The organism is Shewanella sp. SR43-4, assembly GCF_014163845.1.
Classification (GTDB): Bacteria; Pseudomonadota; Gammaproteobacteria; order Enterobacterales; family Shewanellaceae; genus Shewanella; species Shewanella vesiculosa.
This window is the reverse complement of the sequence record NZ_JACJEB010000022.1, coordinates 33,203-56,595: the sequence shown is the minus strand read 5'-3', so window position 1 is coordinate 56,595 and position 23,393 is coordinate 33,203. Positions and strand designations below refer to the sequence as shown.

General features: G+C 41.9%; 20 protein-coding genes. 3 read left to right on the top strand and 17 right to left on the bottom strand.

Features of this window, described 5'->3' with window-relative positions:
- Positions 1-231: 231 nt before the first annotated feature.
- The 17 genes from H5123_RS18840 to H5123_RS18760 all read right to left on the bottom strand — a co-directional run bounded on the left by H5123_RS18840 (position 232) and on the right by H5123_RS18760 (position 18,426).
- Positions 232-738: a type II secretion system protein gene (locus tag H5123_RS18840; protein ID WP_182698948.1), complete on the bottom strand. Its 507-nt coding sequence runs from the start codon at positions 736-738 to the stop codon at positions 232-234.
- A gap of 39 nt (positions 739-777) precedes the next feature.
- The gene (locus H5123_RS18835; RefSeq protein WP_182698947.1) at positions 778-1,383 is read right to left on the bottom strand and encodes a prepilin-type N-terminal cleavage/methylation domain-containing protein; all 606 of its coding nucleotides are present in this window, start codon (positions 1,381-1,383) and stop codon (positions 778-780) included.
- 109 nt (positions 1,384-1,492) lie between these two features.
- Positions 1,493-2,083: a hypothetical protein gene (locus H5123_RS18830; RefSeq protein ID WP_124015321.1), complete on the bottom strand. Its 591-nt coding sequence runs from the start codon at positions 2,081-2,083 to the stop codon at positions 1,493-1,495.
- Between the two features lie 32 nt (positions 2,084-2,115).
- Positions 2,116-3,330, bottom strand: coding sequence for a type II secretion system F family protein (locus H5123_RS18825; protein ID WP_124015322.1), 1,215 nt, complete (start codon positions 3,328-3,330; stop codon positions 2,116-2,118).
- A gap of 2 nt (positions 3,331-3,332) precedes the next feature.
- Positions 3,333-5,093, bottom strand: a complete 1,761-nt coding sequence (locus H5123_RS18820) for a GspE/PulE family protein (RefSeq protein WP_182698946.1) — start codon at positions 5,091-5,093, stop codon at positions 3,333-3,335.
- Positions 5,090-6,463: a lipopolysaccharide assembly protein LapB gene (locus H5123_RS18815; RefSeq protein ID WP_182698945.1), complete on the bottom strand. Its 1,374-nt coding sequence runs from the start codon at positions 6,461-6,463 to the stop codon at positions 5,090-5,092. Before H5123_RS18815 ends, H5123_RS18820 begins: the two co-directional genes overlap by 4 nt.
- Positions 6,460-7,404, bottom strand: a complete 945-nt coding sequence (locus H5123_RS18810) for an ExeA family protein (protein ID WP_182698944.1) — start codon at positions 7,402-7,404, stop codon at positions 6,460-6,462. Before H5123_RS18810 ends, H5123_RS18815 begins: the two co-directional genes overlap by 4 nt.
- Positions 7,405-7,451: 47 nt before the next feature.
- On the bottom strand, positions 7,452-9,128 hold the full coding sequence (mshL, locus tag H5123_RS18805) for a pilus (MSHA type) biogenesis protein MshL (protein ID WP_182698943.1): 1,677 nt from the start codon (positions 9,126-9,128) through the stop codon (positions 7,452-7,454).
- A 13-nt stretch (positions 9,129-9,141) separates the two neighbouring features.
- Positions 9,142-9,468 (bottom strand): MSHA biogenesis protein MshK, encoded by a 327-nt coding sequence (locus H5123_RS18800; protein WP_404948329.1) that lies wholly within the window; start codon positions 9,466-9,468, stop codon positions 9,142-9,144.
- On the bottom strand, positions 9,449-10,105 hold the full coding sequence (locus H5123_RS18795) for an MSHA biogenesis protein MshJ (RefSeq protein ID WP_182698942.1): 657 nt from the start codon (positions 10,103-10,105) through the stop codon (positions 9,449-9,451). Before H5123_RS18795 ends, H5123_RS18800 begins: the two co-directional genes overlap by 20 nt.
- Complete coding sequence (locus H5123_RS18790) at positions 10,102-10,722, bottom strand: fimbrial assembly protein (protein ID WP_182698941.1); 621 nt, start codon at positions 10,720-10,722, stop codon at positions 10,102-10,104. Before H5123_RS18790 ends, H5123_RS18795 begins: the two co-directional genes overlap by 4 nt.
- Positions 10,719-11,600 carry a biogenesis protein MshI gene (locus H5123_RS18785; RefSeq protein ID WP_235781714.1) on the bottom strand — a complete coding sequence of 294 codons (882 nt, stop codon included), beginning with the start codon at positions 11,598-11,600 and terminating at the stop codon, positions 10,719-10,721. Before H5123_RS18785 ends, H5123_RS18790 begins: the two co-directional genes overlap by 4 nt.
- A gap of 318 nt (positions 11,601-11,918) precedes the next feature.
- Complete coding sequence (csrD, locus tag H5123_RS18780) at positions 11,919-13,829, bottom strand: RNase E specificity factor CsrD (RefSeq protein ID WP_182698940.1); 1,911 nt, start codon at positions 13,827-13,829, stop codon at positions 11,919-11,921.
- 200 nt (positions 13,830-14,029) lie between these two features.
- The gene (locus tag H5123_RS18775; RefSeq protein WP_124015332.1) at positions 14,030-15,277 is read right to left on the bottom strand and encodes a malic enzyme-like NAD(P)-binding protein; all 1,248 of its coding nucleotides are present in this window, start codon (positions 15,275-15,277) and stop codon (positions 14,030-14,032) included.
- A gap of 466 nt (positions 15,278-15,743) precedes the next feature.
- Complete coding sequence (rpmE, locus tag H5123_RS18770; protein ID WP_011639173.1) at positions 15,744-15,956, bottom strand: 50S ribosomal protein L31; 213 nt, start codon at positions 15,954-15,956, stop codon at positions 15,744-15,746.
- A 138-nt stretch (positions 15,957-16,094) separates the two neighbouring features.
- A complete protein-coding gene (locus H5123_RS18765; protein ID WP_182698939.1) occupies positions 16,095-17,345 on the bottom strand; it encodes a FimV/HubP family polar landmark protein in 1,251 nt (416 codons plus the stop codon).
- 289 nt (positions 17,346-17,634) lie between these two features.
- A complete protein-coding gene (locus H5123_RS18760) occupies positions 17,635-18,426 on the bottom strand; it encodes a FimV/HubP family polar landmark protein (protein WP_182698938.1) in 792 nt (263 codons plus the stop codon).
- A gap of 81 nt (positions 18,427-18,507) precedes the next feature.
- Between H5123_RS18760 and priA the strand changes: the two genes are divergently transcribed.
- The 3 genes from priA to H5123_RS18745 all read left to right on the top strand — a co-directional run bounded on the left by priA (position 18,508) and on the right by H5123_RS18745 (position 23,231).
- Entirely contained in the window at positions 18,508-20,703 is a 2,196-nt protein-coding gene (priA, locus tag H5123_RS18755; protein ID WP_182698937.1) for a primosomal protein N', read from the top strand.
- A 180-nt stretch (positions 20,704-20,883) separates the two neighbouring features.
- Positions 20,884-22,629, top strand: coding sequence for an arginine--tRNA ligase (gene argS, locus H5123_RS18750; protein WP_124015336.1), 1,746 nt, complete (start codon positions 20,884-20,886; stop codon positions 22,627-22,629).
- Between the two features lie 2 nt (positions 22,630-22,631).
- Positions 22,632-23,231 carry an SPOR domain-containing protein gene (locus tag H5123_RS18745; RefSeq protein WP_182698936.1) on the top strand — a complete coding sequence of 200 codons (600 nt, stop codon included), beginning with the start codon at positions 22,632-22,634 and terminating at the stop codon, positions 23,229-23,231.
- Positions 23,232-23,393 lie beyond the last annotated feature (162 nt).

The window sequence follows — 23,393 nt, the reverse complement described above, 5'->3', positions numbered from 1 at the left end:
CCCTCATTTTATTAGACGAACATTAATGACATGCGATAAGAGTTAAACCGTAATAGTGTCAGAGACTTATATTAGCTTATTCCGTATATTAACAACAGGCTATGTTGTATGCTTATTTGTTAGGCTTACATCACTTTATGACTAACCTGATTAATTAGTTTCTAACCTATTCATGTATTTAAAACACTCAAAAAAAAACCTGCCTAAGCAGGTTTTTTTTCTTAAATTTTATTAGCACTTAGATGCATCAGGTATCGCTGTAAATTCAGGTATCTTTGCTGCTGTAGCAGCTGAGTATTTGAAAAAGCAAGTTGATGGTGCGCCTGCTTGCCAAAAGCTCCCTGTAGCAGCGTCATAAATCCAATCAGTAGTTATAGTTGAAAGGCTTGGATCTGTTCCAGCAGAAACGCTTAAATCAATTGCATTTTGAAAATTAACTAATGCTGTGGTCAAATAACCATAATCAGTTGTTACATCAATATTAGTCGCTGGAGTAGCCGTTGAGGAGCCAGTTAAAGTCACTGTGGCCCCAGTCGCTTGTTCTTTACCAGCTAATGCTGCTTTTGAATAAACTAAGGTGTTTGCACCTTGAATTGCCGCTTTTAAACCTTGTAACGCAGACACACGAGCATCACCTTGAAGATTGATAAACTTAGGCGCTGCTGTTACCGCTAAAATACCGAGAATAATGATCACAACCACTAATTCGATTAATGTAAAACCTTGTTGTTTTTGCATATTAAATAACCTCTATAGAAAATAAATAAGTAAATCAAATTAGTTGTTAGTAAATGATACGACCTGACCCGTACCGGCATTGTATATAATTCCGTTTGCACCGACGGTATCTAAATCTGGAGTGGGTGTTGCGACTCCCGATGTTTGATTAAGCGCTAACGTCGCAACTTGATGATAAACGCATAAATCAAGCCCTGCAACGACTTGGCCATCAATACTCGTAGATGAGCCACCGACACCATTTTGCATTCTTACAGTGTAACGTTGTTGACGAGCATCTTGGTTAAAAAGCACATTTCTAGGTGCGTTTTGCAACACTGCATTAAATACTTCCTGACATGCTTCATTTGTCATGGCTGTAGCATCTGTGTTGGTGGTCCCGGTAGGAAAACCAAACCGTGCATCTAACGACACATTCGTCCCGTCTAAAATAACATTACTATTCCGGCGACCATCAACTTCCCATTGTGCACGCACAAAACTCACCGCTGTGGCTAAACCGCCAGCAACACCATCGACACTGGCGTCTTCAGCATCATCGGTGACATTCAAAAAACGCGGAATTGCCGTTGCAGCCAATAAACCGAGAATAACAATAACAATGACCAACTCGATCAATGAAAAACCTTGTTGTTTCAATTTCATAATATCTTACTCTTCTCTATAGTGCCTACAACAGGGAAACATACTGGTTCAGCGATAACTTCACTGATATTAGCAGCTTATTTAAATTTTAACATGGATGATACAAATTTTATCTGTCACTCATCAAAAAAATGACTCTACCCGTCTGGAGCTGATAACTCAAACTGGCTTTGTTATTTGAATAGTAGCGACACACATGATCATCAGACTGATAATCTACCGCAATATTGAGCTCTTGAACATTATTGGCCAATAACTGCGCCCACAACTGTGCACAACCTTGTACATCATTGGTATCAATAATTGGCCAACCTTGGTTAGATAAAGACACCCAATTATCGGTACCGACTAAATCGGCATCAAAATCGTCGTTAATCTTATCATTTCTAATAGTGTCAGCTTGAGAGTCTGAATCAAGATTGTCATCTGCGACCTTACTTGGTGTCACATTAGGCACCTTGTTATGCCAAGATAATTGCATCCGGTGTGGCCTACCAGAAGCTAACCATTGACTGCGCACCATAGCTAAGACATTTAAAAAACGATTATGTTCAAACTCTAAACCACGGCCACCTATATTGGAGGTGGAATTAAAAGAACGTATGCCAACAATACTCAACAGTACTAACACCACCACAATAGCAATGACTCGCCCATACACTTTAATCAGGTCATCATCTGCTTTTTGTTGGCTCAACATGCCAGTACCCAATGAATAACTTGCATTATATGCTAACCGCCTTTGACCACATTAAGCATATCCCACATAGGCAGATAAATACCCAGTGCCAGTATCAAGACAATGCCAGCGACAAACGCAATAAGAATAGGCTCTAATTTAGCCGTCAGATTTTTTAAATCGTAATCGACCTCACCTTCATAAAAATCAGCAGCGTCATTTAATAGTTGATCGATTTGCCCCGTCTCTTCGCCCACAGCCACCATTTGCAATACTAACGGAGTGAATAATTGACTGCTATTAGATACCCTTAGCATTGACTCGCCTGATTCAATACCATGGCGCATCGAGACAATTTTATCATGCATATAAGCATTATCGACCGCATCAGCGACCAAACTTAATGCTTGAGTCATAGGCACACCAGCACTGAGCATCATCGAAAAACAGCGACAATAACGCGATAACGTTGAGCGCTCAATAATGGAACCCACCACAGGAATATGCAGTTTCCATAAATCCCATTGCTTCTCACCCTTTTCTGAATGATGCCAATACCGAATCGCCACTACCACAGCAATTAATAGCACTATCATATGAGGCCAGAAATTAACAAACAGATTAGACGTACCAATTAATATTTTTGTCGCCCATGGCAACTCTGCGCCGAAACGAGAGAACATATCGGCAAATTTAGGGATAACCATAATATTGAGAATAATCATTGCGATGGTAATGGCGATCAACACAAACATGGGATAACGCATTGCCGCTTTAATCCGTCGACGTGTTTCTTGCTCACGCTCGATATAGCCAGATAGCTGGATAAAGGCATCTTCTAACTTACCGGTATTTTCACCAACATGGATCATCGACACAAACAATGAATCAAATATATCTGGATGAAGATTCATTGCCGAAGACAGTGGTCGACCTGAAGTGAGCTGAACTGAAATATCATCTAAGGCTGTTTTCATTCGATCGGAATGAGTGGTTTCAGATAAACCAGCAATAGCTCTTAAAATGGGAATACCCGAACGAGTTAATGAGTACATTTGTCGACTAAAAATTTGTAACTCTTCTAATGACACTTTACTGCGAAATAAGCTCATTGAAAATGATTGCTTATTTTTTACTTCACGTAATTCCAGTGGAATAATTCCACGAGAAAGTAAAGCGTCGGCAGCGGCACTTTCATTAGCAGATTCAAGCTGTGCACTAACAGCCAGCCCTTGTGAGTTACGACCTCGATATTGATATATTGGCATTGTTATGCACCAATATCTTGTTGACTAACCAAATCTTCCGACAACGGCACTGTCGACTCACTAACATCTTCAACCAGTTTTGATACTTCTTCGAGTGTTGTCGTACCAAGGAATAAATACTCCATCGCAGAATGTGCCAGTGGGATAAAATTAGGACTGCGCAGCGCTGCACGAGCAAAATCTTGAGGATTACCAGTACGCATGGCGTCAATCATGTTTTCATCAAGCTCAAGTATTTCAAAAATACCGATTCGGCCACGATATCCCGAACCATTACAGGTTTGACAACCACGACCTACTTTAAATGTCGCGCTGCTAATATCTTTTTTAGTCACACCACTAAGCCAACTGCGCTCAGCGGCTGAAGGCTGATAATCAATGGCGCAATTATGACAAACACGCCTAACAAGGCGCTGAGCAATAATAACGCGCAGTGCACTCGCCACCAAATAGCTGGCCGCGCCCATATCGAGTAATCGTAACGCACTGGTCACCGCGTCATTGGTATGCAAGGTCGACAATACAAAGTGACCGGTTAATGCGCCTCGAAGACCAATTTCAACGGTTTCTTGGTCACGCATTTCGCCCACCATGATAATGTCGGGATCTTGGCGAAGAGTGGTACGCAGCACATTGGAAAAATTTAAACCAATCTTATGGTTAACTTGAACTTGGTTAATGCGTGGTAATTGATATTCCACCGGATCTTCTACGGTGATAATCTTTCTGTCAGCAGTATTAAGCTCACTTAAAATACCGTATAAAGTGGTGGTTTTACCGCTACCCGTTGGCCCGGTCACTAACAACATACCGTGAGGGCGTTTAATCTGTTTACGAATTCGCGCCACAATATGCGGTGGCATGCCAGTTTCATCTAAGGTGCGCAGTCCAGTCGTCTGATCTAATAAACGCATCACCACAGATTCGCCGTGATAAATTGGCATGGTCGACATCCGCACGTCGATTTTATGACCTTTGATTTCCATATGAAAACGACCATCTTGTGGCATACGTTTCTCTGAAATATCTAACCCAGCCATCAGTTTCAACCGTAATACCAGGGCCGATGCAATATTAACTTCGCTTAGGGTATTTTCATGCAATTGACCATCAATACGTTGGCGGATGCGCAAGACTTTATCGCCGGGTTCAATGTGAATATCTGACGCACGCATTTGCACCGCATCTTCGAAAATAGACTGTAATAACTTGACCACTGTGGTTTCGTTATCACTATCACTTTGGGTTAAATTAGCCAAATCGAACATGTCATCAGCGGCATATTCTTCATCGAGCTTACCGGCTATTTCGGCTATTTGTCCGGTGCGGCGGTAGAGGTTATCAAATGCATCGAGTAATTGTTGTTCTGGTGCTACGGCAATCATTAACTGTTTAGGCGCAACCAACACTTCAATATTATCGATAGCCTGTAAGTCGGCTGGATCGCTCATGGCCACTAACACATGATCAGCATGACTTTCTACCACTAAGGCACGATAACGCCTAGCTTGTACTTCAGGAAGAATATTGACCACGTCGGCAGTAATTGGGCGACGACTAATATCCAAATACGGTAAATTAAGTTGTTGAGATAAAAACTTAAGTAACTGATCTTCAGTAATACTGTTTAAATCAATCAGTGTACGACCAAGCTTTTTACCTGAATTGCGCTGCTCCGCTAATGCTTGTTGTAGCTGTACATCAGTAATAATCAGCTCTTGAACAAGAAGATCTCCTAACCGCATCTTTAACTTAGGCTTCATCGGTTTTCTCCTAGCTGATCTAAACGCTTTTCAATAAATGTCATGGCTGAAGTCGATAACCCTTCATAGCTTAATGCTGAACGATAAGCCTGAGCGGCTTGTGAGTATTTTGTTTGTGAGTCGAGCGCATAAGCTAACCCCATCCACCAGCGAGATTGAGTCGATTCGGATACCAATAGGTTACGATAAGCCACTTCAGCTAGGGTAAAGTTCTTCGAAGTTTGGGCCAAATCGGTTTGTGCTATCCATTTATCTCGAGCCCACGTTGAATTATCGGGGATCATCGCTAATGTCGCTAATGCAGCATCGTAAGCTTTAATTTCGGTTTGAATCCGCGACAAAATCACATAAAACTCCCATTGTTGCGGAAACATACTGATGCCACTTTCGAGTAATCCCATCGCAGTAGTCATATTATTTTGCGCATAATAAATTTCAACCAATTGGATACGCGCTTTGTGTAAGCTCGGTTGTAAAATGATCGCTTCTAAATAGTAACCAGCTGCATCATCAAGTCGCCGTGCCTGCTCGGCATCCATTCCTTTACGGTATTGCAACTGTGCCATTTGTGCCTTACTAATAACGACCTCTTTTACCGACATCTGCACAGGTTTTTTCTCAACAGCGGCGGCTTCAGACGAGCCAGATGATTGAGTTGCAGTGATGGCTTTAGCGGTGTCAGCATTATTTGATGCAGGATTGTTCAGTGCCGTCTGGTTGGATGCAATTTGATCAGGTATCGGCTCATTCGCGCTGGATACACTGACCTTATCGGCTGCGGTTTTGCTAGCAACTGTTGCGGCGACTACGGTGTGACTATTGACCGTTTCAGGCTCTTGCACGCTAGCTTGTTGTGCCGAGGGTGAAGAAGTATCAATCTGCTCAGCGTCACCCTTTGATGCAGTGTCAACTTGAGTCAAATCGTTTAGGGATGTTTCATTTGTAACAGGCATATTGTCTTGAGTTGTATCAGCGCTGACGGGCTGCCTTGACGCTTCAATAGATTTAGGCGTCATTGTCGAGCTGGCATTTAAGGCTAACTCAGAGGGTTCAGTTACAAGGTCGTTATGATTAAGTGCTTGGCTTAGCGTTAACGATTCAGTGTCTGTGCTAGCAGCGTCACTGATTGCTTTAGGTTGATTTGCGATTTGCATATTGGCTTGGCGATACATTGACACACCAAACCACAAAGTAGGTATCAATAGTACTGCAACAACAATGAGACTAATAAGCGGTGAACGTGATTTAGCAACAGTTTGATATTGAATTTGAGGACGCACAAATTCACCCACAGCTTGTGTCGAAGGATTATCGGTTTCAGGCTGCTGACGCTGTTCTAAATCTTTCAGCATATTGATAATAACGCTCATTTAATCTCACTTATTTGTGTCACCCATTCACCACAACAACTGTCACTATTTAACCCAATAACCAACACCACTGCAGCAAGGAGCACAACAAGCAAGATGTTGAGCCGAGATACACTCACTTTATGTTGTAAATTAATATCTTCCGTATCGGTTATCGCAGCCAAACAATGCCGAGTTAGGACCTTTTTTTCACCTTGGCCGTAGCATAGCAATAAACTTTTATGTGCCAAAATATTCACCAAACGCGGAATGCCACGAGCAGCTCGGGCAATACGCTTAATATCCGCGGCAGCAAATAACTCTGGCCCTTGGTAACCCGCAATCGCTAGCCGATATCGAATATAAGCGTGTATTTCGTCCCATGTTAACGGACGTAAACCATAGCTAAAGGTAATACGTTGTCGTAACTGCCTAAACTTAGGTTGCGCTAAACGTTGATCTAATTCAGGCTGACCAAACAGCACCACTTGCAATAACTTACGATTTTCGGTTTCTAAATTAGTAAATAACCTTAATGCTTCAATACTTTCATCCGGTAACGATTGCGCCTCATCCAACACTAATACCACATGAAATCCTTGATGATTTAACGCTAACAAACGCTCATGGATAAGTCTTGTCAGTTGTTGTTGATCGACTTTATTTGGCAAAGACAAACCAAGTTCAGCTGCCACAGCCCAACGTAACTCCTTAGGATTTAAATAAGGATTGGGTAAATATGCACAATGGTATTGAGCGGGTAAATCGTTCAACAATTTACGACACACTAAGGTTTTACCTGTACCCACTTCTCCAGTGACCTTGATAAAACCCTCACCTGTTTCTAATGCTGTTTGCAGCACTTGCAACGCTTCCACATGCGGCGCCAACCCAAAAAAGAAACTGGTATTAGGGGTCAGCGTAAAGGGCAACTGACTTAAGCCAAAATGCTGCAAATACATAATTACCGGCTATCCCTTGTTAATGTTAAGCCAAACGTGAACGTTCACTACTTTGAAGGATACCAACGCTCAATCAAATCTTGTGAGCGCTTTAACTCGTCCTTCCATGTGTCACCACCGACCACGGTTGGTTTTAACATAATAATCAATTCAGTTTTCTTTTTAGATTTACTGCGGCTGGTGAATGCTTCACCCAGAAAAGGAATATCACCTAAAAATGGCACTTTAGACACAGTTTCAATATTCTCACTCTTCATTAACCCGCCAATCACGACCACATCACCAGATGCTGCGCGGATAACGGTATCCGATTCGCGGATCTCACTTTGCGCTAATGGCAACTCCAAGGTTGAATCGCTGATTTTAATTTCTTTGGTTTGTGAGGTCACATCAATCACCGAAGGATGAACATGCAGTATGACATTGCCATCTTCATCAATCTGCGGGGTCACATCCAAAGCAATACCAGAGAAAAATGGCGTGAGTTCAACTTGTGGCGTGGTCACCGGAGTAGTACCTGCCACTGTGGTGGATGAAACGTCCGTGACAAAGTATTCATCATTACCGACTTTAATCACTGCTTTTTGGTTATTCGATGCGGTGACTCGAGGACTTGACAGCACATCTACATCACCTTGAGTATCGAGCAAGTTAATGATGGAACTAAAATCACTTCCAGTGAAATTAATCGATGTTACTCCGCCAATGGCAGACGTAATCGCATTACTTAGCCCCTGTCCTGCTGAAGTACTAAAGTTAATATTGGTATTACCAGCGTGACCTAACACATTCTCCCACTGGATCCCTTGCTGATAACCATCCGATAAAGTTACTTCAATAATTTTTGCTTCTAAAATGACTTGGCGCTGCAGATGGCTTTCTGCTATTTGTAAGAAACTTCGAATTTGTCGTAACTCATCAGGAAAAGCTCGAACGGTAACCAGACCGGCTTGAGGAGTGACTACAACTTGTCGCCCGCCACCAGTTTCACCCATTATAGACATTAATGTGGCTTGTAATTCACCCCAGAAATCCGTCTTAGTGGTTGAGCGAATAAAAGTACCATTGGTATTATCACTGCTATTAGCATTACCATTGCCACTATTACTATTTGAACTATTACTACTGTTACTGCTGCTATTGTTACTGCCATTACTGCCATTGCTTGAATTATTGTTTTGATCTGAAATGCGCCCTGAGCTAACGGAGGTTAATGACAAACCTTCACGCTGCATATAGATATAATTTAAGGGAAAAGTTTCGGTTCTCATTCCCGCGGGATAAACACGTAAAATACGCCCTTCACGCTTAACTTCATAACCGTAAATATCTTCAACGACTTGAATAACCTCTGCCAAGGTGACTGCTTTTAATGATAATGAAATGTTGCCTTGCACATCCGGATGAACCGCCACACTTAATGGGGTGTCTTTGACTAAGCTGGGAAAAAATACTCTGGCATCAACTTCGTTTGCTGATACGTCAAAACGACGCTCAGCAGGAAGGGCTCTCGCCGCTTGGCCCAGTGTATTATCGCCATTAAGCTCACGCTGAACATCTTCAGGCATTGCCGCTGGGGGTGGCATAATAGTTTGACCCGCTTCAGCTTGTTGTCTTGACTCATTCAAGGCTGCTTTTGCGGTTTGTGGATCAGGTCTATCCGTCGTTTGACAAGCAACTAAGCACAGCGACATCAGAGGAGTAACGTATTTAATCACATTCATTTTTATTCTTATCCTATCGCTCTGTTATCGACTTAAATAGTTGAAGTTTTCGTCCATCTGACAAGGTGACGTAGTCTTTATTAATCTTTGATACTCGTAAGCCACTGCCACTAACTGTGTCACCCACCGACAGAATGATGTTATTAATCACCGCATAGGTATTCTGACCGCTGACAATACTGTTTAACACTAAAGATTGATTATCGGTTTTGGTTATCGCAGCCACAACCCCCTGACCCGGTAGGGTCGGATCACGTAATGTTTGTGCATTCGCCGCTGACATTAATAGCATCATTAGGCAGGATGCATATGCCATGGCATTAATCTTGTTTTGCAACACTGATAAAGTCCTTATTCACACTCAGTGTGTAAAGTTCTAATTCAACTAACGCATCTGGATGAGATTCAACACGATAATCTAGACGTTTCCAGTACAATTTATCAGGCATACTTTCAACTGCTTTAATAAACGCTAAAATCGCGAAGTAGTCGCCTTGTAACGTCAGCTTAATACCGTGGCTGTAAAGGTTAACTTTACTGCCATCGCCCACTTGTAATAAGGCTTTAGGCGCTATGGAAGCAAATGAAATCAGCGATACACCTTTAACATTACCCAGCAGATTAGCTAATACTGTTGGCATGTAGTCCGCAGGAACCATATCAACCATTTGCTCAGTAAGATCAGCATCAACTAATTGCATTTGTTCAGTAATCAACTTTAGCCGTTGATGATAATCTTGATTAGGGTCAAGTTGTAAACGCTCTTCATAGAGAGCCACTTGTTGTAAGGAAATTGAATTTTCTTGTGCTAATCCTTTAAGCTGAGTTTGCAAGCTTTGCTGCTGCTTCCAAACCGACTCTAATGGCATAAACAACAGCATGCCGACCACAACAAATAAAGCGAACATAATCAATGTACGCTCACGTTGACTTAACTCATTAAATTTTGACGACCATACAAGCCATTGCTGCTTCATTGTGCGAGCTCCTTAGCAATGGGCTGGCTGATTAATTTAAACGCCAGTGGTTGTGCTTCGCCGCGATCCATTGTCATCGCTGAAAACGCATACCCCTTAAGCGTTGAAGTGGTTTTTAGTTTATCTATCCACAGTGGAATGCTCTGTGGATTACGCCCATAACCTTCAAACTCAATGCGCTGAACATCAGTATTTTGTTGTTCAATGGTAATATGGCTCAACCATACATTGGCATCCGCCACTGCTGCCAAGTCGGTTAACATTGGGGAGTAACCTTGACTAATCAGAGTATTGCGCTGGCTTAGCTCATCTTTTAACAGTTTTTTAAGATCTAAGCGCTGTTGTTCAAGCTCGACCTTTGCAACTAAGTTCGCATCAGGCTGACGAGCAGCGATTTGCAGTTCTAGCTGAGTCTTTTGATCATTTAAACGATTTCTCTCTCTGCTTACCTGCTCACTTAAGGTTTGCAAATCATGGCTATGCCACAGACCAATTGCATAAAGTAGTGCACAGCATCCTGAGAATAAGCCCAAAGCCAACATCATTCTTGCAAAGGTTAGCTTTTGTTTTTTAGGCAGTAGATCAGTGGTATATAAATTAACCGCGGTTTTTATCACACTTCACCTCGCGTTAATTCCTGTAACGCTAACTGAGCGAGTAAGTTCGATACGCCGTCGTGGGCAACAGCAAGCACTTTTTGATTAAAGTTAGCACCAACGAGATTAGCTAATGATGAATTGTCACCATCTGCCAATATGCTAATGGATCCCACAGGTGCCTGACGTAATTGGCTTTCAAAATAATCCATAGACCGTTGGATCTCCAAACTGAGATTATCGGCTAAGCCATGTTTCAACTCTTCTAAAGTTGCTTTATACAGATGATTAAAGCCTCTGACGCGACGTTGCATCAATACTTCGCCAGCTTTAACAATTAATAACAACAATTCTTGCTCAGGCAAATGAGCCACCAGCATGTGGGCCATATTGTCGTTAACTAAAACATGGCTTAATGCCAACTCTTCAATGCTGATACCAGCAACGTCTAATCCATTGGCATCACAAGCACTGGCCAATTGAGCTAGAAACTGTCGACTACTGACCACGACATTCACTTTTGAACTGACAATAAAACTAGACTCAAAATAATCTAAATGGATATTGGCCACAGGTTCTGACACCATATCTTTCACAGACCAGATCAACGCTTGAGTCACTTCATCTGGCTCAACATTCGGTTTTTCAGCTTGTAACAATTGATAATACTGATGTGACAGCACTAATTGCACTCGAACTCGACCAAACTGGCTTTTTAGTGCTTCAAAGGCTTGAGACCAATTATTTTTTGGTACTAAAAACTGGCTAATAACAGGTGCTAATTGGCCTTGTTGGAGTTTACAAGCCCATAATGAATTATCGGCGATAAATACACCTACACTACCCATCAACTGTGATGTTTGCCAAAAGGCGAGTTTACTCAAAAAACCATTGTTCATTGCGTTGCCCATATTCGCTAACATATTAAGTGTGTAACATCACTCATTCATAGAATTGGTATTAGAGACATGTCATCAAAAAACGACACGATGACTCTACTATTTAAGCATCTAACGGTAAGGCAATCTGCTTAGCCTTGATTGCCAGTGTCACTAGTCACATCGATAAAAAATCAAGCTATAATAACGCAAAAACAACAAATAATTAACAACCAAGCCATATATTAACAAAGTGTATATGTGTTTAAGATAGAGAGTAATCTTTTGATAAACAAGGTATAAGGCCAATCAATTACAGCAAACATAGCATTTTAACACCTAAACTTCAGATCTTTGCTCTAAAAACTCGCCTTGTGCAGCACTTACACCGAGAATTTTTAACGTTTGCCATTCTTCGAAACATTCAACGCCTTCAGCAATCACTTTCACTTCGGCTCGATAAAGGCCGCCAATTAGGCTGCGGATGAATAATTGATTCTCGGAACGTTGATGGACTCGGCGTACAATAGAGCGATGTAATTTCACTAAATCAAAATGGTACTCCTGAATATAGTGAGTCCCGACAACAGATTGACCAACATTATCTACAGCCAATTTAGCGCCCATTTTCCTCAGCATATCCAGAGTCTTAACTAGTGAGATATTTTCCTGATTTTTAACAATAATGTCTTCAGACACCTCAAAAATCAGTCGCGCGGCTAAGGGTCGATGCTCTAATAAAGTCGATTGTAACCAGCGAACAAATGCTCTACTGGTCAAACTATCAAGACTCAAGTTGATACTGTAGCTTGATGTATTGTCAGACATTAGCCTAAAAAGTACTTGTTCCAATACTTGTCGCTCAATCTGCGGCATCAATCCACATTTATTAGCCATTGGAATAAACAGAGTGGCGCGCACATCATTACCCTGTAAATCTCGGGCACGACTAAAAATCTCATAGTGCATAATTTGATTATCACTATCTACAATGGCTTGTTGTAAGGTGAAAAATCGTTTTGATACCAATGCATTTTCAATAAAACTGCGCCATCGAACAGAGCCTTTGGCGATTTGCTCATCGAGTGCACCTTTATCGTACATGAACCAGTTATTAACTCGTTGAAGTAGTGCCGCTCGGAGGGCCATCTCAGCTTCTTCAACAAGCTGTAACTGTAGATCGCCAGCTTTAAAAAAAGCACACCCTAAATGAAAGAAATTATCAGGATTACCAATGCCATAAAAAGGCAATGCGATGCAGGTTTTGAGTATTCGCTGCGCTAACTGATCGGCTTCAAGCAAAGATAACTGTGGTACAACAATGGCTAATTGTGAGTAGCTACGCCGCGCAAAAATACTGTCTTCATATTGCATTAATACCGCTGTAATGGCTTCTGTAGTCAATGAAAGCATGGCCTTAACGCCACCTTCACCGAATTGGTCTTCCACTAAATCAACATCATCAAACTCAATGAGCATCAATACACCATGGGCAACCATTTTTTGGTGGTGACTTAATCCATCAAGACGGTTTTGAAAAAATATAGGATTACCAATTTGGGTTTGTTTGTCTAAAAAAGTATCTTTACGGATAAATTGATCTAAACGGCCGCGTTCTTTATGAGCATCATCGAGTTCAGCAAGTAATTTACTGATGGCACGATTAATCATTCGAGGCTTACCGTTAGTAGGTACATCGGCAGCTTGTTTTAAATGACCATCGAGAATGAGCTTACTGCGCTGGGCGAGTTGCTCTATCCCATCGAGCTCTCTGGAATACCAACCGTAACCAAAGCGGACAAAAAAACCGATGCTAGTAAAACCAATAAGCAGAATAACGAGCTCATGCCAGCCAAAATTACGTAACGAAAATGGTGGCGGTAAAGTCATCGTCATGAGTAACTGCCCTTTACTTAGCGAGCTTTTATAAAGAGTTAAACTGCTTTTAGATGCAGAGGGTTGCTCATGATGAAATTGATAAATTAATTGACTGTTATGCGACAAGGAAAAATCAACCGCCTTGTAAGCAGTCAGTAAAGGGGGTAACCAAGTAGAAAATTGTTTATTGCCATGTTGTTGATAGTCAGCAACTAACATGGTCTCTAATTCAGCCACCTTCTGCTGCTGAAAAGTATAGGTTAACTGAGTAAAACCCATTACCGCGCACAGTAAAAACACAAAGGCCACCGCAGCCAATGAAAGCAGCCAAAAGCTAGTCAGTTTTTTGGTAAGGATCTTGGTAAGCTTCATTTATCCGCTATCCTGCTGGATTTACTTATTTTATTAACAAGTTAATTTTCATCCAGTATAACCATTGTGCCAACAAGTTCACTAATCGTTTTTACTTATACGGGTATGATAGCTAAAAAAAGGGGCCAAGCCCCTTACGTTAATCATGCGATGAATTCATTCAGACTCAGAGCAGCATCAGATACCCAATCCCGAGCAGCTTATACCTTATATTCTGTCGGTAATGTGGTGATTTTAGCTACACCAGAATCAATTGCAGCTTGCGATACGGCTCGAGCAACCAGCGGCAATAATCTTGGGTCCATTGGTTTTGGCAGCACATATTGAGCACCAAAGCTCAACGATGACACATTGGGATAAGCAGCCAATACCTCTGCTGGAACAGGCTCTTTCGCGAGGTTTGCGATAGCATAAACAGCCGCTAACTTCATCTCATCGTTAATGACCGCAGCGCGCACATCAAGTGCACCTCTAAAGATAAACGGGAAGCACAATACGTTATTGACTTGATTTGGATAGTCACTTCGACCCGTGCCCATAATGAGGTCTTTACGAATGTTATGAGCTAATTCAGGTTTAATTTCAGGATCAGGATTTGAACAGGCAAAAATCACCGGATTAGGTGCCATCAACGCAATATCATCCGCGGTTAATAAATCCGCCCCCGATAGCCCTAAAAATACATCGGCATCTTTTATTACATCCTGCAGAGTGCGTTTATCGGTATTATTGGCAAATAAGGCTTTATATTCATTTAAATCTTCACGGCGGGTATGGATAACGCCTTGTCTGTCGAGCATATAAACATTTTCACGTAATGCACCACATTTAACTATCATTGTCATACACGCAATGGCAGCAGCACCGGCACCTAAACAAACAAAGATAGCATCGTCAATTTTTTTGCCCTGAATTTCGAGGGCATTCAACATACCTGCAGCCGTAACAATAGCGGTGCCATGTTGATCATCATGAAACACAGGAATATTACAGCGCTTAATCAGCTCTTGTTCAATTTCAAAACATTCAGGCGCCTTGATGTCTTCTAAATTAATGCCACCAAACGTATCGGCAATCGACTCAACAGTATTGATAAAGTCTTCAGTGGTGCGATGTTTCACTTCAATATCAACCGAATCAATATTCGCAAAACGTTTAAATAGTAATGATTTGCCTTCCATCACAGGTTTTGACGCCAATGGACCTAAATTCCCTAGCCCTAAAATAGCAGTGCCGTTGGTAATAACCGCAACGGTATTACCTTTATTGGTATATCGATAAGCATTTTCAGGATTAGAAGCGATCTCTCTAACAGGCTCTGCAACACCGGGACTGTATGCTAAAGCAAGATCGTGACTTGATTGAGCAGGTTTAGTTAGGCAAATAGCCGTTTTCCCTGGTACTGGAAATTCATGATAATCCAGAGCTTGTTGACGAATATCTGACATTGTATACATCCTGAAATACGCTATATATGACGGAGAGGATGATGTAAGGAGCCCATCAATTAGCACCTTGCTAACCCTCTAAAATTTTAATAACAATACGCTAATAATCAAACGATATAAATCAAAAACTCAATGATAGGAGGTGTTGTGAGTAAGAATAGAGGCTAGGTTTTATTAATCTAACTAATTGAATATGAATATATATAAATCAATAAGTTAAAAGTGTAGGAAAATAACAAGATTTACGATAATAAACGGATAAAGACGACGATATTTGCAGTTTATTTTGTCTAAATAACAATAAAGCGCTGTTTATGCTTTTTTACATTGTTTACTACTAAAAAATTAGTTTCCGCCTCAGCACAACACTATTTTAGGATAACTCAGGTTAAGAAATGGAATTATGCTAGTTGTAGAAAATAAAAAAGGCGCCGAAGGCGCCTTATTCAAGTCAATTGCAATGCAATTACTTTTTACCAAGCATACCAAAACGCTTGTTGAACTTGTCAATACGACCACCAGTATCAACAACTTTCTGAGTACCAGTGTAGAATGGGTGACATGCACCACATACGTCCAAGTGTAGGTTTTTACCTGCAGTTGAGTTCACTTTGATGATGTTACCACAAGTACAAGTTGCAGTAATTTCAGCGTAATTTGGGTGTATACCTGTTTTCATTTGGAGTACCTTAAATTGAAGGCCATGTCGCTCTCCCAACCCGAAGTTGAGCACCACATGCAGTTAATAACAATATGTTTTAGGCGCGGAATAATACAGGGTCTCAGGTACACAAACAAGTAGAATTTCTACACAGTACTAGGAAGACTTGTGCGACAACACTAGCTCATCATAAGTAGCTTGGGCATTAGATGAATTTTGATATTGCTGCACAATCTCCTCAGATGGGCACTTTAAACGGCTATCAGACATCAGTAAGTATATTTTCTGATTAGCAAACGCATTGGGGTTGGCATCATAAATCGCCAGCATCGCACCAAATACGCTGATTTGCCATTGTCGGTAATAACGATCAGCAACCCGCCATAAGGTATCTTGAGGCAATTTATCAAGTAAGCAGGACTTATTCAGTGCAGGACTTTGCCGATCGGTTTCGGCTAGTGTCAGCTTGGTTTCAACATTAACCAGAATGGGCTGGGGCAGAGTTTGAGTTTCATGAATGGCAGCCAACAGTTGCTTACTCTCTAATTCTTTACTGTCGGCATTAAGCGAATCATCGATCTGTGTTGCTTGCGGCGTTTCCATGGATGCAGTAACAGGCAAATCTGAAGCTGATACTTGTTGAGACTTATCGCCTTGGCTGGCCACTACATTATCAAATGTTACTTTATCTGCAGCAACATTTTGGTAGCGCGATAGCATCTCTACTGATGGGCAACGTAATGCGCTCCCGACTTTTAATTGGCTAATTTTATCTTGGTAGAATGCAGATGGATTGGTTTCATAAAGGGCAAGCATTGCGCCGTAGATATTTGAATTCCATTGCTTACGATAGCGCACCGCTATTTTCCATAAGGTATCACTCGCTAAATGATTAACCTGGCAATCACTCAGATTTCTTTGCGTTGTCGCGACTTGAGGTGTAACGCTGGTCTGGTGACTTATTGGCGTAGGTTTTAATGTCGATAATGTCGCAGACGACTTCATCGTTTTAATGGCTACCGGCTGGTGTTTACTCTGGGCAACAGTTTGAGAAAATAAAGCTACAGGGGAATATTGCAGCCATTTAGCATTACGAAATTCCGATACAATTAATGCCGCATCTTGATCGCGAACTTTTTCAGTGCCTGTTAATACAAAAACATCATTATCACGTCGCTCAACATCGAGCTTTTCTAGCACGATATTGTCTTTATAAATTTGGCGTAAGTAAAACGTCAGCCGCGATAAATCATGGTGATCGGTTATAACATTCACGGTTAATTTAGGTGTTTGGCCACTTTCAAATGGAATGGTATCAATACTGATATGACTGACTTCAGCGATCACAGTTGAAATACTGTTAAATGCAAGTAATGCTAATATAGTTAGCATCTTAACGCGTTTCATCAATACAATCCTTTCGATTATAAACCGCTTCCATACAGCATACAGTTATGCTGTAAAAATCATGATACTTTGTGCATTTATACACTGATTGTTAAAGTGTTAATGCTACGTTTATCACGCTGTAATTTATTATTATTGTTTACTTTTTTAATTTTTAAAATGCCTAACATCACAAATATTAACATGTGCAACTATATAAACTAACATAATCTGCTGCAACTAATTACTGACAGAAAGAGCAAATACTCGACTACATAAGCGTTTTTATCACAGATGATCAGCATCAAACTTATTGATTGGCATGTTTTGCCTCAATCGCCTCGAATACTTTTTTGTCGACCGCTTTATTATCATATTGCGCCAAAATCATTGTTGATGGGCAATTCAATGGCACATCTTTAAGTAACAAGTGGATTTTTTGCTTAGAGAATGCCAATAAATTCGCCTCAAATATAGCTAACATCGCACCGTAAACGCTCGTATTCCACTGTTGTTTATAACGATTAGCTATTCGCCATAAGGTGTCACTATTATCACGTTCAAGCAAACAGTTAACTTGTTGAGTAGGTACAATAGTTGATGATGGCACCGATGGCACTTGAGCCACGCGATGATCAACTTGCTGATGTTTGGAAGTACTCATTACTGGCAGATTAGCGTCAGGTATTGGCCGATGTTCACTGTTGACCGCTATCTTTGCACCATTGAGCGAATATGGCGCATCAAAAATAGCCACAACAGCCAAGGTGACCGCTCCTGTCGAAGTGGCTTCAGTAATAATTAACTGCGCATTTGAGTCACTGATGATCTCGCTACCATTAAGTTGGAGTAAAAAGCGATTAATGGCCTGCACCGTTAACTTTTGCTGCTCAACCTTGTTATTCTCTAACTGGCGGATATAAAATCCTAATCGCGACACATCATCATTTTGTGCCACCACATTAACTTTTAATTGCGGTAAATGATTTACTTCAAATTGACGACTATTAATACTGACATGATTAACTTGAGCCATTGCAGTAGCAATATAGCTCAATAATCCAAACCCTAGGATAATAGCCTCAATAAGTCCTTTACGCATATATGTTGCCCTATCTCTTTGATGACACTTAGAGGTAAACTGATCCGCAATCCACTACAGAATTGAAAATGATGAAACCTTATGCCCGTGTTTGTTGAAGTTGCCTTACCCGTCCCATTACGCAGAAACTTTAGTTACCGCGTAAAAGACCAGCAGCAAGCGGGATTACAAATAGGACTTAGGGTAAAAGTACCGTTTGGATCACAACAACTCATTGGCTTAATAACCGCAATTACAGACAGCTGTGACTTGGCACCCCATCAAATAAAATCTGTTACAGCTGTGTTAGATGATGCCCCATTGCTACCTGATTCGCTATATAAATTAACCCTGTGGGCCGCCCGATATTACTTTACCACTCAAGGGCAAATGCTCAGTCAAGCGCTGCCAGTGGCATTGAGAAAAGGCTTAGAAGCAACGCCACAAGCCGTGGTTGAATATCATTTAAGCCCGCAAGGACGCAATGCTGACCCTAGCGTATTAACACGCGCTCCGGCACAGAAAAAACTGCACGAGTTATTGCTGGCAAATCCCATCAGCCATGATGAGTTCACCACTCAACAATTAAGCAAAGCGGCATTAAAAGCATTAGAACAAAAACACTGGATTGAACGGCAAGAAAAAGTGCTCTGCCATGATTTAAGTTGGCGTCAACAACTGATCATGAATGAATCACCCCACAAGCTTAACAAACAGCAAGCTGTCGCAGTATCGGTACTCACTCAACAGCTAGGTTTTCATTGCACTTTATTAGAAGGGATTACTGGCTCAGGCAAAACTGAAGTTTACTTAGCCTTGCTTGAGACTATTTTACAACAAGGTAAACAAGCGCTCATTCTTGTGCCTGAAATAGGCTTAACCCCGCAAACCATTAATCGCTTCAAACGCCGTTTCGAAGTCAATGTCGCCGTGATCCATTCGGGCCTAACCGATAATCAACGCCTAGAAGCTTGGCGTCAGGCTCGTGTCGGTGAAGCGGCAATTATTATTGGCACTCGCTCAGCACTCTTTACTCCTATGGCTTTTCCTGGGTTAATTATTCTTGATGAAGAGCATGACAGTAGCTTTAAACAACAAGAAGGTGTGCGCTACCACGCCCGAGATTTAGCCGTAATGCGGGGACACCTTGAAGATATTCAGGTGGTTTTAGGTTCAGCAACGCCATCATTAGAAACCTTACAAAATGCCTTATCCGGACGCTATCATCACCTTGAATTAAGTGAGCGCGCTGGCGCAGCGCAAAAAGTGAAACAAGGTATTATTGATATTACTTCGCAACCCCTAAAAGCGGGGATGTCAGCATCATTAATTAACGAAATGCGCATGCACCTTGATGCAGGTAATCAGGTGCTGCTATTTTTAAACCGCCGTGGTTTTGCGCCCGCGCTACTGTGTCATGAATGTGGTCATTTACATGAATGTGATCGCTGTGATGCCTTTTTTACCGTCCATCAGGGCCTAAACGAAATATGTTGTCATCATTGCGGTAATCAATACGCTATTCCACGCCAATGCCACCAATGCGGCAGCACTATGCTAATGGGCCATGGTTTAGGTACCGAGCAACTGGAACAAGAAATCGTAAAACTGTTTCCCAAATATCCTGTAGTGCGAATAGACCGCGACACCACGCGGCGTAAAGGTTCACTTGAGCAGCAGTTGCAAGGCATACACATGGGTAAATATAAAATCCTCGTTGGCACACAAATGCTGGCAAAAGGTCATCACTTTCCTGATGTCACCTTAGTGGGTTTACTTGATGTTGATGGCGCCCTGTTTAGTGCAGACTTTCGCGCACCAGAACGATTTGGCCAGCTATACACCCAAGTATCGGGCCGTGCTGGCCGCGCTGATAAACCCGGTAAAGTACTCCTGCAAACCCATCAAAGTGATAACCCAATTTTGCGCGACCTGTTGAAGCGCGGTTATGGTGAGTTTGCTCGTAGTCAGCTAAAAGAACGTCAACAAGCATTATTACCACCGGCATGGCACATGGTATTAATTCGCGCTGAAGCACATTTAGCTGAAGATGCTGATGCTTTTTTAACACGCACTAGCGAACTACTCCCCCAAGATAAAGACTTTGAAATTATTGGTCCAATTCCGGCACCGCTTGATCGTAAAGCAGGCAAATACCGCCGCCAATTAATACTGCAAGCCAAAAGTCGGCAGCGTTTACAAACCGAATTTGAACGGGTTTTAGCGCTTATTGAACAAATACCAGAAAGTAAACGTTGTCGCTGGAGTATCGATCGTGACCCACAGGATTTGATGTAATCGCCTGCTGTACGGGAAGTAAACCGACCTTATACCAGTGATAAACTTCACTTAGGTTCATAATCAACATAAAAAAACCAATATTTCCGTTAAAGCAGATAGCAATCACCCCCTATAAACGGCTAAAATATGCGGTTCCGTCATGTCATTCATTTAACGAATTAGTGCAAGCAAAAGCCCATGAAATCACATATTGAATCTTTACTAGAACAAACCATCGAATCCTTCAAACAGCAAGGGATTGTGCCGGCTGATTTTCAAGCCCGCATTCAGGTCGATCGCACTAAAGATAAAAGTCATGGTGACTTAGCGACTAACCTGGCAATGATGCTAACCAAAGTAGCTAAAAAGAACCCTCGTGAGTTAGCGCAGCTGATCATTGATACTTTGCCTGCATCATCTTATGTGGCCAAAGTAGAAATTGCTGGTCCAGGGTTTATTAATTTCTTTATTGATGACAATGCATTAGCTAATCAGCTACAACAAGCGCTAAACAGTGACCACCTAGGCGTGATATTACCGCCTAAGCAAACGATCGTGGTTGATTATTCTTCGCCAAACTTAGCCAAAGAAATGCACGTCGGTCACTTACGTTCAACCATTATTGGTGACAGCGTAGTGCGCGCGCTTGAGTTTTTAGGCCATAAGGTGATCCGTCAAAACCACGTAGGCGATTGGGGAACTCAGTTTGGTATGCTACTGGCGTTAATGGAAGAGTTACGCGCAGCCAATGGCGAACAAGCCAAAATGGAATTGTCTGACTTAGAAAGTTTTTATCGCGCAGCTAAAGTCCGGTTTGATGAGTCGACTGAATTTGCCACTCGTGCTCGTCAACTCGTGGTCGCTTTACAATCTGGTGACGAATACTGTAATAAATTATGGCGCGAGTTTAACGATATTTCATTAAGCCACTGCCATGATGTTTATAAACGTTTAGGGGTTAGCTTAACCCGCGCCGATGTGCACGGCGAAAGCGCCTATAATGCCGACCTTGCTCAAGTGGTTAGCGATCTTGATGCCCAAGGTTTGTTGGACGAAAGTAATGGCGCTAAAGTGGTGTTCCAAGAAGCATTTCGTACCAAAGAGGGTGAACCTCTTCCTGTTATCATCCAAAAAGCTGATGGTGGCTATTTATATGCCACTTCAGATCTTGCTGCCATGCGTTATCGCTCAAACGTACTAAAAGCCGATCGCGCGTTGTACTTTGTTGACTTACGCCAAGCACTGCATTTTCAACAAGTGTTTAGTCTCGCCAAATTAGCTAAATTTGTTCGCCCAGAAATGTCACTAGAGCACACAGGCTTTGGCACCATGAACGGTGCTGATGGACGCCCTTTTAAAACTCGCTCTGGTGGTGTAGTTAAATTAGTTGATTTACTTGATGAAGCCGATGTGCGAGCACTTGAACTTGTTCGTAGCAAAAACCCAGATATGGATGAAGCGACCCTTACTGAAATTGCTCGCGTGGTTGGGATCAGCTCGGTTAAGTATGCAGACCTATCTAAAAACAGAACCAGCGATTATATTTTCAGCTTTGAGCAAATGCTCAGTTTTGAAGGCAATACCGCACCTTATCTATTATATGCCTACACACGTGTTGCCGGTATTTTCAAGCGTGCGGCTGATATTGATCTTAGCCAAGCTAAGATTGTGCTCGAACATGAAAAAGAAAAAGACTTAGGCACTAAATTAGCCCAGTTTGGTGAAGTATTAACTCGCATGACAGACAAAGGCTTACCACATGTACTATGTGGATATCTTTATGAGCTTGCTAGCGAATTTTCGAGTTTTTATGAAGCTTGTCCAGTACTGGCGGCCGAAACAGAAGCCGAAAAACAAAGCCGTTTATTGTTGTCGCAATTAACCGCAAAGACCTTAAAAACGGGCTTGTCACTACTTGGCATTGAAACCCTAGAGCGGATGTAATCATGAGTCGTGACTACGCAAATCGCAAACCTCGGGCGGGCGCAAAAGCCCGCGCGCCACAACGAAAAAAAGCACCTAAACGCTCTTTTCCTTATTTTGCTGTGTTTGTGATACTCACATTATTGAGCGGCTTTGGTTACTTTTTATGGTCGATTAATGGTAGCTCTGACTCACCAGTAACAAGTGAGCAGGTTCAGCAACCGAAAAAGAAAACCGTACAGGCCGTCGCCGCAGATGCACCTAAAAAAGTGGTTAAGAAAGATCCAAATGCATTACCACCTAAGCCACAAGAAGAATGGACTTATCTGGAAGAGCTTGAAAACAAGCAAGTTGAAATTGACTTGCCTCAGTCTGGAGTGGTTTCAAGCGGTATCTATCAAATGCAATGCGGATCGTTTAGACAAGAATCACAAGCAAATGAAATGAAAGCCAGAATCGCCTTCCAAGGTGCTGAAGCGCAGGTTCGTCGTAGTGAAGGCACCAACGGAATATGGTATCGGGTAGTGTTAGGGCCTTATCCAAACAAACGCGAGGCGGAACATAACCGGCATAAGATGCAAAGCGCAGGTTTAAATGGCTGCATTATTTGGTTATGGGAATAACACCACAAGTCTGCTGATAACATTTATCTCATATTAGCCCTGTTCATTCGAACAGGGCTTTTTGTTAACCATCGCTTGATATTTAGCATTTTGGCCCCATATCCATTTTAACAATCAACAATTGCATTCACCCTAATGAGCCGTTGATGTATTAGGAAGAGG

Excerpts from the sequence above, each read along its gene's own strand:
- H5123_RS18840 (WP_182698948.1), bottom strand. The coding sequence starts at position 738 with ATGCAAAAACAACAAGGTTTTACATTAATCGAATTAGTGGTTGTGATC.
- H5123_RS18835 (WP_182698947.1), bottom strand. The coding sequence starts at position 1,383 with ATGAAATTGAAACAACAAGGTTTTTCATTGATCGAGTTGGTCATTGTT.
- H5123_RS18830 (WP_124015321.1), bottom strand. The coding sequence starts at position 2,083 with ATGTTGAGCCAACAAAAAGCAGATGATGACCTGATTAAAGTGTATGGG.
- H5123_RS18825 (WP_124015322.1), bottom strand. The coding sequence starts at position 3,330 with ATGCCAATATATCAATATCGAGGTCGTAACTCACAAGGGCTGGCTGTT.
- H5123_RS18820 (WP_182698946.1), bottom strand. The coding sequence starts at position 5,093 with ATGAAGCCTAAGTTAAAGATGCGGTTAGGAGATCTTCTTGTTCAAGAG.
- H5123_RS18815 (WP_182698945.1), bottom strand. The coding sequence starts at position 6,463 with ATGAGCGTTATTATCAATATGCTGAAAGATTTAGAACAGCGTCAGCAG.
- H5123_RS18810 (WP_182698944.1), bottom strand. The coding sequence starts at position 7,404 with ATGTATTTGCAGCATTTTGGCTTAAGTCAGTTGCCCTTTACGCTGACC.
- mshL (WP_182698943.1), bottom strand. The coding sequence starts at position 9,128 with ATGAATGTGATTAAATACGTTACTCCTCTGATGTCGCTGTGCTTAGTT.
- H5123_RS18795 (WP_182698942.1), bottom strand. The coding sequence starts at position 10,105 with ATGAAGCAGCAATGGCTTGTATGGTCGTCAAAATTTAATGAGTTAAGT.
- H5123_RS18785 (WP_235781714.1), bottom strand. The coding sequence starts at position 11,600 with ATGAACAATGGTTTTTTGAGTAAACTCGCCTTTTGGCAAACATCACAG.
- csrD (WP_182698940.1), bottom strand. The coding sequence starts at position 13,829 with ATGAAGCTTACCAAGATCCTTACCAAAAAACTGACTAGCTTTTGGCTG.
- H5123_RS18775 (WP_124015332.1), bottom strand. The coding sequence starts at position 15,277 with ATGTCAGATATTCGTCAACAAGCTCTGGATTATCATGAATTTCCAGTA.
- rpmE (WP_011639173.1), bottom strand. The coding sequence starts at position 15,956 with ATGAAAACAGGTATACACCCAAATTACGCTGAAATTACTGCAACTTGT.
- H5123_RS18765 (WP_182698939.1), bottom strand. The coding sequence starts at position 17,345 with ATGAAACGCGTTAAGATGCTAACTATATTAGCATTACTTGCATTTAAC.
- H5123_RS18760 (WP_182698938.1), bottom strand. The coding sequence starts at position 18,426 with ATGCGTAAAGGACTTATTGAGGCTATTATCCTAGGGTTTGGATTATTG.
- priA (WP_182698937.1), top strand. The coding sequence starts at position 18,508 with ATGCCCGTGTTTGTTGAAGTTGCCTTACCCGTCCCATTACGCAGAAAC.
- argS (WP_124015336.1), top strand. The coding sequence starts at position 20,884 with ATGAAATCACATATTGAATCTTTACTAGAACAAACCATCGAATCCTTC.
- H5123_RS18745 (WP_182698936.1), top strand. The coding sequence starts at position 22,632 with ATGAGTCGTGACTACGCAAATCGCAAACCTCGGGCGGGCGCAAAAGCC.